Origin of the sequence: Flavilitoribacter nigricans DSM 23189 = NBRC 102662 (genome assembly GCF_002646595.1) — a bacterium.
Classification (GTDB): domain Bacteria; phylum Bacteroidota; class Bacteroidia; order Chitinophagales; family Saprospiraceae; genus Flavilitoribacter; species Flavilitoribacter nigricans.
Map to the genome: position 1 here is coordinate 426,098 of NZ_PDUD01000017.1, position 13,345 is coordinate 439,442.

Genomic DNA, 13,345 nt, shown 5'->3' on the forward strand with positions numbered 1-13,345 from the left:
GGCACAACGAAGGAAATAGATACCCAGGCAAATTCTCCCATTACTTAACTACCACTAAGTCGCATCGCAAATCTTCTGCTGCCGAAACTCAGCAGTCCCAAAGCGCTGAACGCACAAACGTTCAGTACCAGGAACATGGCAATTGAGGTCTGGTCCAGGAAAAAACTCACCAGGGCAGAAGCCAGCGCCCCCATTACCATTTGAATGCCGCCTAACAGTGCGGATGCATTCCCGGCCGTATGGCCAAGCCCGGACAGGGAAAGCGCCGATGCGTTCGGGAAAATAAATCCCAGACAGCATAGATAGGCAAACAGCAGCAAGGTAATGGTGTAAAAGCCCGCATAATCCAGCATATACACGGCCAGCAAAATCACGGCAATCGCCGACTGCAGGATTAAAGCCATCCAGATTATGTTTTCACTGGAATACCGGTGCAAAATGAGGTTATTGACCTGACTGGCCCCGATGAGGCCCGCCGCGACAAACGCAAAGATCAATCCATACTGGCTCTGACTGACACCAAAGATCTCCAGATACAAATGGGGTGAGCCGCTCAGATAGGCGTACACCCCCGCATAGGCGATAGAGCCCGAAATTGCAAAAATGAAGAAGTGCGGATTCCGCAGTACTTCCCGGTAGTTCTTCAAAATGGAAGCCGGTCTCATGGAATAAGCCGGGTTGGGCGGCCGGCTTTCCGGCAACAGGATAATGGTGCCCGCCAGGATCAGCAGGGCCAGCACCACCAGCAACCCAAAGACGTAACGCCAGTGAAAGTGCGTGGTAATATAGCCGCCAAGCGTGGGCGCAATGATGGGTGAAACGGCCACCACCATAATGAGCATGGAAAAAACCCGTGCCACCTCCCGGGTATCAAACAGATCGCGGACCACCGCCCGGGCGGCTACCAGCCCCCCGCAGGCTCCCAACGCCTGGAAAAAACGGTAAACGATGAGGCCTTGCACCGAAGTAGTAGCCGCGCAGCCCAAAGCCGCAAAGATGTAAATGAGGACGCCGATGTAGATCGGTTTCTTTCTTCCGAAACGTTCCAGGAACGGTCCATAGATCACCTGACCGATGGACAGGCCGATAAAGTAACTGGAAAGTGAAAGCGAAACGCTACTGATGTCGGTACCCAGGCTCTGCGCAATATCTCCGAAGGCGGGCAGATAGAGGTCGATGGACAAAGGCCCCATGGCGGTCAGCAGACCAAGGATCAGCACCAGGAAGAAGCGCTCTTTTTTCTGATAAGTGTTCATAGCTAGTTTGGATACATTACTGATAAATCGGGCGCAAAATTGATGCAATTACCAGATATCAGGTAACATTAACCAAACAAAAAACTACACTTTTCAATCATTCAGCGCGGACTCACAAATGGGGATGAGGCCGGCCCGAACCGCAAACACCGCTTAACCAGAGCAACTCAGGAAAGCAGCTCCTTCATTTTTTTATAAATGAGCCGCGCGGCGCCTTTGGGACTGAGCCGGGAATACGCATCCATAAAGCGGGCGTCCTTACCGACCAGCACCCGGTATTTGTCCTTTTCAATGCCGTCTAGCATGATCTCCGCCGCCTTTCCGGCATCCAGCGGTTGGATCGGACTGTCTTCGGCCTGCCGCTCGGCGGGCGCTTGCAGCCCCGAATTTACCGATATGTTGGTGTTGACGGCTCCCGGAAAAATAACGGTAACTTTTACCGGAGAATCGATCAATTCGGAATGCAAACCTTCGGTCAGAAGTTTAACCGCCGCTTTGGAGGCTCCGTAAAAGGTCTGACCCGGTACCGGCAAAAAACCACCCATACTCGAAATATTCGCGATGTGCGCTTCCGGTCTTTCCAATAAATGAGGCAGAAAGGCTTTGACCATGTACAGCGTACCGTAAAAATTCACATTCATCACCTTTTCGATCGCGGCGAATTCCAGGTCGTTCACCTTGATGAACGGCTGAATGATGCCGGCATTGTTGATGAGTCCGTCCACTGCGCCGTGGGCGGCCAGCACCTGTTCCGGAAAAGCCAGTACCTGTTCTTTATCGGCAATATTCAGGGTATGGATGGATAGCCTGGCTCCGACATTTCCGGCCAGTTGGGCCGTTTCCTGCATACCGGCTTCGTTGATGTCCGCAACCGCTACCCGGCCCCCTCTGGCCAGCAGTTGCAAAACCAGTTCGCGGCCCATGCCACTGCCACCGCCGGTGACAACCCATACTTTATCTTTAATCTTCATAACGCAGTGCTTTTATATTTAGGCTTATCAGCCAAAATGATCCTTATTTGGGAGCGGTAATCCATATTGGGCCAATAGAAGCTGGCCTTGTACAGGAAACCGGTCATTCCAAAACCCGATTCAACCAGTTGAACTCCCGGATTCCTTGCTTAGAGCAACCATACCACAACCGCCGTTATGGCCCCGTCCTCTTACAAACTTAGGATAAAAACAGCGTTATTGTATAAATTTTATACATTAAATTTTATGACCTGATTAGGACCGCTTGCGGCCACTTATCGTATCCTACGTTATTATGCAAATTCCTTTTTGTAAGCTAGGTCTATACCCTAACCCGGTCAATTGGACGGGTCAGGCAGGTCGGTCCGCCGCCGCCTTTCACACTGATCTCTTCTCCCCGGTAGGTGATGACCCGGCATCCCGCTTTTTCCAGTTCGGCCTGGGTGAGCGGGTTGCCTTCTACCATCAGGCACAGACGGGGGGCCAGCGCCAGGACGTTGCAGCCCATACTGTCAAACTCTCCTTCGGGCACCTCTACCAGCCGCACCTGCCGCCGGATCAGTTCTTCCCGGAAGGCCACCGGCATGAGCGGTGAATAGACTACCGCCAGATCCTCGGCTACCGGACTGAAGATGGACATCAGGTGAAAAACGTCGTCAGGCCCCCGATAGTGGGGCAGATCCACCCGCAACACCTGTACGCCCTGCGGCTGGAGTAAGGCTTCCAGTTGCGCAATCCCCTCCAGATTGGTACGATAGGTATATCCAACCGCCAGGGTTTGGGCATCCAGCCAGGCGACATCTCCGCCTTCAAGGGTACCCGGAGAGCGGATCGCTCCCAATACCGGAATCCCCAATCGCTCAAAAGCATCGCCCAGGGCGCGGGGTTCGTGCCGGCGGGCAATCTTCCCCATATTGCAGAGGATCATTCCTGCGTCGGTAGCAATGGCGGCATCCCGGCAGTACACGGAATCCATAGTCAGCCCTTCATCGGTCGGCAATTGGTAGATCTCCGCTCCGGTGTCGCGCAGTATAGCTTCGAAAGCGGCGTATTCGCATTGGGCCCGTTCCAGATCGGGTGGAGACAGATAATTCAGGGCGGCCCATTCGGATTCGATCCGCTCCGGACTTAGGAAAGCGTTTTCCACGGGTTTGATCAATACCGATCGCAGGGTGCCGGATTCGGAATGACGGGTGCTGGACATAATTCACAGATTTGGGTTAGCAATGAGTTCTATGCTGACGTAAAATTGGTTTGGGCAATCCCAACCAATTCGCATCATGTATAGCTTTATTCCACCGGTGGTTTATCCTTTTTCAGCCACACGTAAAACGGGATACCGGCCATCAACAACAGGAATCCCCAGTAAACGGTTTCCTGCCCCGATCCGGCCACCGCCCAGAGCGAATAGGCAAAAGCGATTAGGGCAATTACCATACTGCCCCAGAACTTTTTCCCGCTGCGGATACCCCGCTTTAAGGACAGTAAGGCAAAGGTAGCGGCCGAAAAGAGATAGGGCACCAGTACCGTGAGCGTGGAAAGAAGGATCATAAATTTAAAAGCGGCCGCCAATCCCCGGGTAAAGTTCATTACCATCAGCAGGCTCACCAGAATGCTGGAAATGGCAATGCCGATCCCGGGCATGCCCCTTTTATTTTCCTTTTTAAAGATCGGTGGGAACAGGCGATCCTTTGCTGCGGCCAGCGGGATCTGCCCCTGGATCAGGATCCAGCCGTTGAGGGCACCAAAGGTGGAAATAACCACGCCCGCGGCGATCAGTTGCCGGGCACCTTCGCCCCAGATCCGGGCGGCGGCATCGGCGAAGGGAGCACTGGATTGCTGCAGTTCCTGCGGCGGCACGATGCCCATCACGGCTACGGTGCCCAGGATGTAGACCAGAATGGTGATCAGGGTTCCCCAAATGGTTGCCCGGGGTATTGTCGTTTCCGGATCCTGCACATCAGCGGCCGGGATCGTTGCACATTCGAGCCCGAGAAAGGCAAAGAGGGTCAGGGTGGCCGTAGCCGTTACCGCGGAAAAATCGGAGCGGTCACTTAGATTAAAGGGAACAAAATTCGCGGGATCCAGGTAAAAAAGTCCGCCCAGCGCGATGACTATCAGCGGGGTTATTTTCAGCACGGTGGTGATCAGTTGGACCCGCCCCGCCGAGCGTACGCCCCGGGTATTGACCCAGGTCAGCAGCCAGATGACGGCCAGCCCGACCAGCACGGCGATCAGCGGATCTTCGGCCAGAATGGGAAAAAACACACTCAGATAACTGACCAGGGCCACAGCAATTCCGGCATTGGTACACCAGATGGATATCCAGTAACCCCAGGCTACCAGGAATCCCGCAAATTCTCCGAATCCCACCCGCGCGTATACGTACGGCCCGCCGCTGAGATCGGGCACCAATCGACTGAGGCGGCTGAAAACCAGGGCCAGGAAAAAAGCCCCCACAGCCGAAAATATCCACCCCAGAATGCTGATGCCGCCGTAGGCCCCGAGCGAAGCCGGTAGAAAAAACACGCCCGATCCGATCATGTTGCCGACCACCAGCGCCATACTCATCCACAGTCCCAGCTTCTTTTTTACCTCCGGATTTGATTCATTCATACGCGAACAATTGTGAGGCAAAAGGTAGGAAATGAAGTGGACATTTATTCTGATCCCGGAGGAAAAGTAATGTGGGGAACCCTTTTAAGGACCGACCGTGGATTGCGATCCCAGCGGCATTGCGCAGCAAAATCCCGTTTTGGTCCTGAAGGCCTGCCAAAAAATTGCGAACTTCGCCGGGAGGCTACCAAGGGGGCTGCGCATCCGGCCCCATTCCTTATTTATTTATCGCAATACCACCGCTGATCCATATGTACGAGCGCTTACCCGAACAGAATTACATCCAGCAACTCTCCGTTGATTGTGTCATCTTCGGCTACCAGGACCGGCAGCTTAAGGTATTGGTCAGCAAACTGAACTTTGCGGGGGATTTTTACGGTCTGCCCAGCGGTTTTATTTATCAGGAGGAAGATATCGATCAGGCGGCGCACCGCGTCTTACAATACCGGACCGGCATTGCCGATATTTATTTGCAGCAATTCCACGTTTTCGGGAAGGCCGCCCGCAAAAATCAGGAATTCCTGGACCAGCTCATTGCCCTCAATCCGGACCTGGAACGCAAAGATCAGGACGATCACGCCATCTACCGCTGGTTCGCGCGGCGATTTGTTTCCATCGGATTTTACGCGCTGGCGGACATGACCAAAGTAAAACTGGGAAAAAGCGAGATCGACGAATCGATCCGGTGGTACGATATCACCGAGCTTCCACCGATGATCCTGGACCACCGGGAGATCACCGAATGTGCCCTGGAAGCACTCCGGCACGATCTGGACCAAAAGCTCAATGCCTTTAACCTGCTCCCGGATACCTTTACGATCAAGGACGTACAGAAGCTGTACGAAACCATTTTTGACCGCACGTTCGTCCGCTCCAATTTCCAGAAAAAGATCCTCGACCTGAACGTGCTGGAACGGATCGGTAAAAAATTCACCGGGGCGGCCAATAAGGCGCCATATCTCTACCGCTTCAAGCAATAAGACAGAGTAAATGATTGCTTGCAGTAACGACTTTGCTCTACCTTATTCCACTTTCGTACGCAGCCTTTCCGCAAAATAACGCCCGATTGCAAAGCCTTCCTCCTGCCCGTTAACGATGGCGGGCATATAGTGAATGCCCCCGTAAAACCGGCTGATGGCCGCCTCGTCGGCTGCAGCCCGAAAAGAACTGTAGTGCCGGGTGGGCAGGCCAAACTCCATTTCCGTCGAATCGGCAAAAGCAAAATCGTCACCGAACATGCGGGTCAGCATGATCGCCGCGCCGGAAGAGACCACACTGTGCCCGCTGGTATACTCGGGAAAGGGAGGCGTTTGCAGTACCGGCGTCCAGTTGGGGTCAATGTACTGATTGATGTAGGTCTCCGGGCGAATGACCGAACTGCGGTATTTTTCATCCCAGCAACTGATGAAGCAATCGGCCAGGGTGACCGCCACGCTGGCGTAGGCTTCCGCCGATTCCACCGTCGACGCTCCGGCCTTCTTGCAGGCCAGGGCCGTGATGTTCATCCAGTGGCCGTTCGGCGAGATCTTTTTGGTAGCGTACATCACATGGCCGCGCACGTTCATTTTAAAGGGGTTGCAATCCCAGAAATTGGCGATCTCATTCTCTTCCGCCGTATTGGATCGTACCTGCTGGTAAACATCCGTGACATCTTTATAAAACCGGCTGGTGGTATCCACGGAGAATGATGGTGGCGGTTCCGGTTTGAACTGGTCGGCAGCATCCAGCAGAAACGGACGCAACTGATTCCAGTGCGGTTCGATCGCTTTCAGATAGGCCGGCGGGGTCGGTTTCCAGGAACCTTCATCGTATTGGACCCGGTATTCGGGCATCGAGCGGATCTTGTGGTAATTGTCGCCGCCCGCCCAGGCCAGGATGTGGGCCGCTACCCGCTGACCGTAAACCAGGGAATTTTCCAACACCTCCTCCGGCATACCGTGTCCCCTGAATTCTGTGAGCAAAGCACTTTCAAAGTCGTTGATCTTTTCTTCCGAAATGACAAAAGCTTTACCCGAGGTAAGCACCGCGTGCACGGCGGCCAGGGTCAGGCTGATTTCCCGGCCCGCTTCCGGCTCCGGTACCGCTTCCAGATCCAGTAACTGACCGGCCATACTTCGGTAGGTAGGGTCCCCCTGGATCAGCGTCTCGTAGGCTGCCACGGAAATATAGGCGTAAGTCCGGCTCGTGACCGGCGGTGAGTAGATGTCGTAAACCATTACATCCGTCACTTGCTTGATGGCCCGGTGGATATAATCGGGCTGTTCGGTTTTGCTTTTCCAGTCGTCCGATTGCAGCACAAATGCCAGGATCAGACTACCCCACAGTAATCGCATCATAATACTTTCCTTTTATTACCGCTGAAATCGGTAATGGTCATACTTTTTATCTGGTTATTGATCGGGAATTTTCGGGATGACTGGGACAAATAGGTAGCGCCGTAATAAAATTCTACCCGCCGCCGGCTCCCATCCCGGTAAAGGATGTCGGCCGAAAAATCGTTGGCCTGCAGATCGATCCATTGGGTGATCTCCCTGCGGGTGGAACTGTTCTCATTGAACACCAGCAGATCGTCCTGATTCTGGGTAGCAATGACGGCCATTTCCTTTTTGGCAGTTTGCAGACTCGCCAGCCCTTTGGCATCGCCCCGGACGAAAAATCCACTTTCCTGCAGCGGCACTTCGGTAAAGTGTCCCTGTCCATCCCCCAGCAGGCAGAGGCCGGAAAAGGCGTCGTGTCGGCCGCTGTAGGGATCCATTCCGTAATCGTTGCCGACGAGTAAAAGATCCAGATGACCGTCGCCATTGACATCGCGACTGATCATTCCGTAAACGGGCGCTTCCTGGGCAGCCAATGGGAGCGGGCTCATCACGAAACGGCCATCTCCCCGGTTCTCGATGTAAGAAGTCCTCATTTCCGTAGCATCCAGTTGGATGGCATCTCCCCGGTCGGCCGCAGACCAGATATCGTCCATACACGCCAGGCCGTAGGCCGTGTAGGTGGGGAATTTCTTGCGCATACTCACTACCTGACTCACGAGGTCATCGCGGGAAGCCATCGGGTAAGCACGTCGCACACCGTCCGCCCCTTTGATGTAGCAAAAGACCATGGGATCGATTAGTCCGTTTCCATCCATATCCTTGGCCAGGATCGTCATGGGTTCTTCCGGACTTGCCGTATAATTGGTGTTCAGCCCCTGATTTCCGGCCACATAATCGATATCGCCGTCGCCGTCAAAGTCACCGGCGGTCAGGCTGTTCCACCAGCCTGTGCGCTGATCGAGGCCCGTCTCGATCCGCCGGAAAGCCATACCTGTATTTTGCAGAAATACAACCGGCATCCACTCGCCGGTCAGCACCAGATCCGGCTTTCCGTCCGCATTGAAGTCACTCCACAGCGCGTCGGTAACCATGCCGATATGCCGGAGTTCCGGGAAGTACCGTTCCGTGACGTCCGTGAATTTTCCGTTGTTGTTTTCCAGCAGGAAACTCCTGGGCGCCATCGGATAAGCGGCCGAAACTACCCGTCCGCCGACGAAGAGGTCCAGGTCACCGTCACCATCAAAATCCGCCGCCTTCACGCAGGAACCGTTGGTGAGATCGGCAGGCAGGGCTCCTTCGGCCCGGGCGAAATGGCCTTTACCGTCGTTCAGGAAAAATCGGTCGTTGCTGATGGGGTGCTCCGCGGGAATCTCGTAACTACCGCTCACCAGATAGAGATCAAGGTCCGCATCGTTGTCTGCATCGAATAGCAATACGCCCATATCTTCGTACAGAATATCTTCTTCCTGCAAAAAGCGCGAATTGTCAGCGGTAAAACGGGCATTGGCATCCTGCATAAAAAAGACGCCGGGATGATCGGAAGAACCCCCGACGTAAAAATCGTCCAGGCCATCCTGATCAATATCGCCCACCGCAATACCGGGACCGTACTGGCTCAGTTTGTGGGGCAGGGTGCGTTGGATGTTGTAATCGGCAAAATCGGTTTCTACGGGCTGGTACCGGACGCCGTGTTCCGCCGTGGTATTCCGGAGCAGTGTAGCATCGAAGCGGTCGGCCGGTGCTTTTTCTATCCGGCGTCCGGCAGCCTGGTGGTTCAGAGTGATGGTTTGTCCCGTTTTGATGCGTTCGAGTTGCTGACTACTGCCGTCCGGCCAGCGAACCAGCAGGGAATCGATCCTTTTCACAGGCGGTGCGAAGTGTGCCCGGGGATCGTTGGTCGATAAATAACCCCGAATGGGATAATGCTCGTAAAATTGCTGTTGGCCCTGATCGTAATAGATCTGCAGGGTCGCTCCCAGTCCGTCCGGATTGGCAGCGGGCCCTTCGAAGCGGACCGAAAGGTAGCGGTCGTTGTCCTGCAGGGTATTTTCGTACAAAAAAGCCGGACCGTTGATGTTGTTGATGACCACTTCCAGATCGCCGTCATTATCCAGATCCACATAGACTCCGCCGTTGGAGAACGACTCGTCGTCCAGCCCCCAGGCCCGGGCCGTATTTTCGAACAGGACCCCGTTAGTGTTCCGGTAAGCGTAGTTCGCCAGTTTGACCACCGGCAGCGAATCGGTCATGGCCAGGGTATAACTTTCGGAAGCGCCGCTCTGGCCGTTACCGTAGGCGATGTAATCCAGATCGGTCACATCCCGCGGCAAACCGTTGGTAATAATGAGGTCCCGAAAACCGTCGTGGTCGAAATCCGCCACCAGCGAACACCAGCTCCAATCAGTCTGGTAGATGCCTGACATGAAACCGACATCCTCAAATACCGGCTGCCCATCCGGAGTCGGGCCGGAATTCAACTGCAGCATATTGCGCACATACTGGTGGTTGTACCCATACTGCTCATTATTGATGTAGTTGTAATATTCATTGCCGCTCAGCATTCTTTTCTTCCGCAGGTTATTTTCCGGCAGCATTTCCAGAGAGATCAGGTCGGAATAGCCGTCATTATTGATGTCCACAATGTCAGTCCCCATGGCGTTCCAGGCCGTGTGTTTGAAGTATACACCTAACTGGTCCGTGAAGGTACCGTCCTGGTTATTGATGTAGCACAGATCATTGGAAATGAAATCATTGGCTACGTAGATATCCGGCCAGCCGTCCATATTGATGTCGGTAATGGAAGCAGCGTGGCCCCAACCTTCGATATTGATGCCCGCTTCCCGGGAGACGTCCGTAAAGCTCCCGTTGCCGTTGTTGCGATACAAGCGGTCCGTGTTCTTCGCACTGCCGTCGGTCAGCTTGGAGCGATAGCGAATGGGCGTTCTCGGATCGTAGATCTCATTGGTCACCTGGTAGAGATCGAGATCTCCGTCCAGATCATAGTCAAAAAAGTAAGCCTGGGTGCTGAATCCGGTATCGTCCAATCCATATTCGGAGGCTGATTGTTTAAAGATCGGTACGCCATGGGCATCCAGCCCCTGATTGAGGTAGAGCAGATTGGTCCGCCGTTCCGCGTCACTCCGGAAAGAAGCCGAAACGTACAGGTCCGGCCAGCCGTCCGTATTGATATCCACCACGGCCACGCCCGTACACCAGCGCCCCTGTCCGTCCACCCCGGCCCGGTCCGTGATATCCTGGAATTTCAGCTCTCCCTGGTTGAGGTATAATTTATTGGAGACCATGTTGGCGGCAAAATAGAGGTCCATGAGGCCGTCCCGGTTGAAGTCGCCCACCCCTACCCCACCGCCATTGTAGAGGTTGGCCTGGTTCAGGATATTCAGGGTATCACTTTCGAAAAGCTGGTTGTTAAAATCGATACCGGTTTCGGCCGCCGGCAACAGTTGGAAGAGGGTGCCGTTGTGCTGGCCGGACAGCGGGAGCGTCCGAAGGTAGCAGCATACGACCAGGGTAAATAGGAATGCATTGCTTCTTATCTTCATCATCTTGCCAATCTAAAATTTACTCGTTTAAAGCTGTTTCGGGGCCGCGATCGCCCCGCAAATGAACACGAACAAATTTAACTTTCGGCAAAAGATCGACCTTCCCCATACTGTTCAATTGTTCGTCAATTTGTGCCAAAATGGGGTCTCTCGCCCGGAGAACAGGCTGTAGATGAGGCATTTCGGGACATCCAGCAGAAAGGACGGATCATTCTTTCGTCAGATAGACCATCTGGGTAAAGGCTCCGTTGGCGGCCACGTCCCAGACCTCCAGCCGGAGCCATGATTGTCCCCGAATATCAGCTTGCAGGGAAAAATGATCGCGATCAAAAGTCCCGGTTTCGTCCAGGTTGATGATGCGGCTGGAGGTGGTCGTACCGTCTCCCGTAATGATCCGGATGTAGTTCAGCGGGAACGTCCAGTTGAGGTCCATTTCGATGACTGCCTCCGAACTATCCGGTGTTAACTCCCCACCGGGAGGCACGCCGTCAACCGTAAATGACTCAATGATGACCTCCCCGGTCGTGGTGAAATAGTTACCGGAACGCAGGGCATCCAGTACCGGATGCCAGCCGTCGGTGAAGCGTGGGATGCGGTCCATCTTGAGATAATTGACGTTCATGGCGCCGTACAGCTCGTAGCCTTTAAAGATCTTAAAGATATCCACCTCGCCGATGATGTGCTTTCGTTCCCCCCAGTTTGCCATATCGTCCTGCAGGTCCAGTACCCGTTCTCCCAGGAAGGGTTTGGACAGGTCAGCGGGCATCGCTTTCCAGGCCCCGCCGAAGAAATGAGGTGAGCGATAAAAGGCCTCCTCCCGGTAATCATCCGGAAAGGTTTTGGAGCCCTTGATCCGGGGATGCGCGGTCCACATCAGGCCATCTTCCTGCTCAAAAAGGCGCAAGACATCTTCCTTACTGCCGACGTGATAGACCGTTCCCGTTTCGGTTTCCCGTTGAAATAGCTGGTCTTCCGGCCGGTTGAGTACCCAGTCTACGGGTTTGGGAAAAAGACTGATCCAGTGCCCGCCCAGGTGTACATTGGGTTCCTCTCCGGGGATTAACAGGAAATCGTCGGAAGACAACCGCTCACACTCCTGGTGCATGATGCGCAGTTGTTTCAACCTTTCGTCCGTCGGCAGCCTCGGCGTTCGCCCGACGTGGAACTCCGCCAGATGCACCATATCTACGCCCATATCTTTGAAAACCTGGACAAAATCGGGGTCTTCCAGGCCGGCGGGGATGCCGTCCGTTCCCTGCTTCTCCTGTTCTTCCAGATAATTCAGAGCATGTTCGACGTGATAATGACTCGTCAGTTTCCGGTAACCGGGCAGGTCGGGGAAGCGATCGTGGTGGGTGTATTCCTTCACCCGCTCCAGCACTTCCTCCGCCGGGGCATCATCCGCCAGCAGGAAACAGCCCATCCGCTGCACACTGCCGGGAGGCGCGTTGATCCAGGGTACCCACCTACTATCTCCATAGGGTGGCTGCCTGAGGCCGATCCCGAAGCCTTCGAACAGGTCCAGATAGTCCGTACCCGACCAGTTGTACCCATAGTTCTCCACGAAGTCCAGCGGATACAGAAACTGATGGGGCGGCGGAAATAAGGCCAGAGCGCCCGCTTCGGAGGCCCCCAGCACCGTGCGGAAAGCCGTTTCGCGAACCTCGCCCCGGGCGGCAGATCGTTCCATGCTCTGCCAGCCCTCCAGCGGTGACTCCCAGTGGACGGATTGCAGGCTGTTGGAATAATTCATCAGACCAAAGCTGTAGAGGTAGGCCATATCGGGCACATCCGTCTGCACGGCTGCTTCCAGCCGGACCAGGGCACTGCCCGGGTAGAAAATAAAATTGATAGCTCCACGGAAAGAAGCCGATTGCAGGCCGGTTACCGACAGGGTGCATCGTTTTCCGGTGCTACTCAGGATCAGAGAATCCGGACGGAGGATACTTTTCTCGATAGTGAAGGGCTTGCGATCCGGTCGGTCGAAAAAGATGGTCCAGTCATCCTTTCCTTTTAGATTGCGTTCACCGTGCCAGAAAGTGTACACCGGATGCAGTTCATTGAACAATTCCTTTTCCGTTTCCTGCTGGACTAGTCCCAGCGACTGAATGAGTGCCCGGCGCTCGTCCAGCCGGATGCGCAGGTACATATCCTCACCGTCGCCTTTACTCCACTGTAGCCGCAGCTGTTCCCCTTCGATCCGGTAAGACAGGCCGCAGTCCGGATCGTAATCATCGGTGTGCAAGCGATCGGAGATTTCCTGGCCCGGCAGGTTTACAGTGCCGGACAGCAAAAGGAGCAAAAAGAGATACTTGTTCATACGGGGAGGTTTTTCTGAGCCCATTAAAATACCAAAAACCTGCTAATTCGCAGTCGGTTTCAGCCGGGCAGTACATCCGGTTTTAGGAGTTGATTCAGTTTGGGACATCGGTTAGGTAACCGGCATCGCCGATGTTCCTCCGTTCGGAAAAAATACCCGGGGGAGATCCAACGAATTCCCCCGGGCGAGGTATGGATTTATGAAGCGAAAATTATTGCAGGTTCATCATTTCTTTACTCTCCTGGCCTTGCATCACTTCCGGGTCCATTTCCACCTTGATGTATATAGATCCGGGACCCGCAGT

The 13,345-nt window shown here is 54.4% G+C and carries 8 protein-coding genes; 1 reads left to right on the plus strand and 7 read right to left on the minus strand.

The features are described 5' to 3' along the window. Window positions 1-44: 44 nt before the first annotated feature. From CRP01_RS10855 to CRP01_RS10870, 4 genes are all read right to left on the minus strand, one after another. Window positions 45-1,256, minus strand: coding sequence for a multidrug effflux MFS transporter (locus CRP01_RS10855; protein WP_099150043.1), 1,212 nt, complete (start codon window positions 1,254-1,256; stop codon window positions 45-47). A 167-nt stretch (window positions 1,257-1,423) separates the two neighbouring features. Beyond that, window positions 1,424-2,227, minus strand: coding sequence for an SDR family NAD(P)-dependent oxidoreductase (locus tag CRP01_RS10860; RefSeq protein ID WP_099150044.1), 804 nt, complete (start codon window positions 2,225-2,227; stop codon window positions 1,424-1,426). Window positions 2,228-2,549: 322 nt separating this feature from the next. Next, entirely contained in the window at window positions 2,550-3,431 is an 882-nt protein-coding gene (locus tag CRP01_RS10865; protein WP_099150045.1) for a dimethylarginine dimethylaminohydrolase family protein, read from the minus strand. 86 nt (window positions 3,432-3,517) lie between these two features. Beyond that, window positions 3,518-4,843 (minus strand): amino acid permease, encoded by a 1,326-nt coding sequence (locus CRP01_RS10870; protein WP_099150046.1) that lies wholly within the window; start codon window positions 4,841-4,843, stop codon window positions 3,518-3,520. 251 nt (window positions 4,844-5,094) lie between these two features. Here CRP01_RS10870 and CRP01_RS10875 point away from each other — a divergent pair, with 251 nt between their 5' ends. Next, a complete protein-coding gene (locus CRP01_RS10875) occupies window positions 5,095-5,823 on the plus strand; it encodes an NUDIX hydrolase (RefSeq protein ID WP_099150047.1) in 729 nt (242 codons plus the stop codon). Between the two features lie 42 nt (window positions 5,824-5,865). Here CRP01_RS10875 and CRP01_RS10880 read toward each other — a convergent pair whose 3' ends face one another. The 3 genes from CRP01_RS10880 to CRP01_RS10890 all read right to left on the minus strand — a co-directional run bounded on the left by CRP01_RS10880 (window position 5,866) and on the right by CRP01_RS10890 (window position 13,041). Continuing rightward, the gene (locus tag CRP01_RS10880) at window positions 5,866-7,179 is read right to left on the minus strand and encodes a vanadium-dependent haloperoxidase (RefSeq protein ID WP_222845698.1); all 1,314 of its coding nucleotides are present in this window, start codon (window positions 7,177-7,179) and stop codon (window positions 5,866-5,868) included. Continuing rightward, window positions 7,176-10,724 (minus strand): CRTAC1 family protein, encoded by a 3,549-nt coding sequence (locus CRP01_RS10885; protein WP_099150048.1) that lies wholly within the window; start codon window positions 10,722-10,724, stop codon window positions 7,176-7,178. The genes CRP01_RS10880 and CRP01_RS10885 overlap by 4 nt, the downstream gene beginning before the upstream one ends. A 205-nt stretch (window positions 10,725-10,929) precedes the next feature. Continuing rightward, window positions 10,930-13,041, minus strand: coding sequence for a CehA/McbA family metallohydrolase domain-containing protein (locus CRP01_RS10890; RefSeq protein ID WP_099150049.1), 2,112 nt, complete (start codon window positions 13,039-13,041; stop codon window positions 10,930-10,932). Window positions 13,042-13,345: the final 304 nt, after the last annotated feature.

Bases quoted from the DNA above. Each gene is read 5' to 3' on its own strand.
- CRP01_RS10880 (WP_222845698.1), bottom strand. From the start codon at position 7,179: ATGATGCGATTACTGTGGGGTAGTCTGATCCTGGCATTTGTGCTGCAA.
- CRP01_RS10885 (WP_099150048.1), bottom strand. From the start codon at position 10,724: ATGATGAAGATAAGAAGCAATGCATTCCTATTTACCCTGGTCGTATGC.
- CRP01_RS10870 (WP_099150046.1), bottom strand. From the start codon at position 4,843: ATGAATGAATCAAATCCGGAGGTAAAAAAGAAGCTGGGACTGTGGATG.
- CRP01_RS10855 (WP_099150043.1), bottom strand. From the start codon at position 1,256: ATGAACACTTATCAGAAAAAAGAGCGCTTCTTCCTGGTGCTGATCCTT.
- CRP01_RS10890 (WP_099150049.1), bottom strand. From the start codon at position 13,041: ATGAACAAGTATCTCTTTTTGCTCCTTTTGCTGTCCGGCACTGTAAAC.
- CRP01_RS10860 (WP_099150044.1), bottom strand. From the start codon at position 2,227: ATGAAGATTAAAGATAAAGTATGGGTTGTCACCGGCGGTGGCAGTGGC.
- CRP01_RS10875 (WP_099150047.1), top strand. From the start codon at position 5,095: ATGTACGAGCGCTTACCCGAACAGAATTACATCCAGCAACTCTCCGTT.
- CRP01_RS10865 (WP_099150045.1), bottom strand. From the start codon at position 3,431: ATGTCCAGCACCCGTCATTCCGAATCCGGCACCCTGCGATCGGTATTG.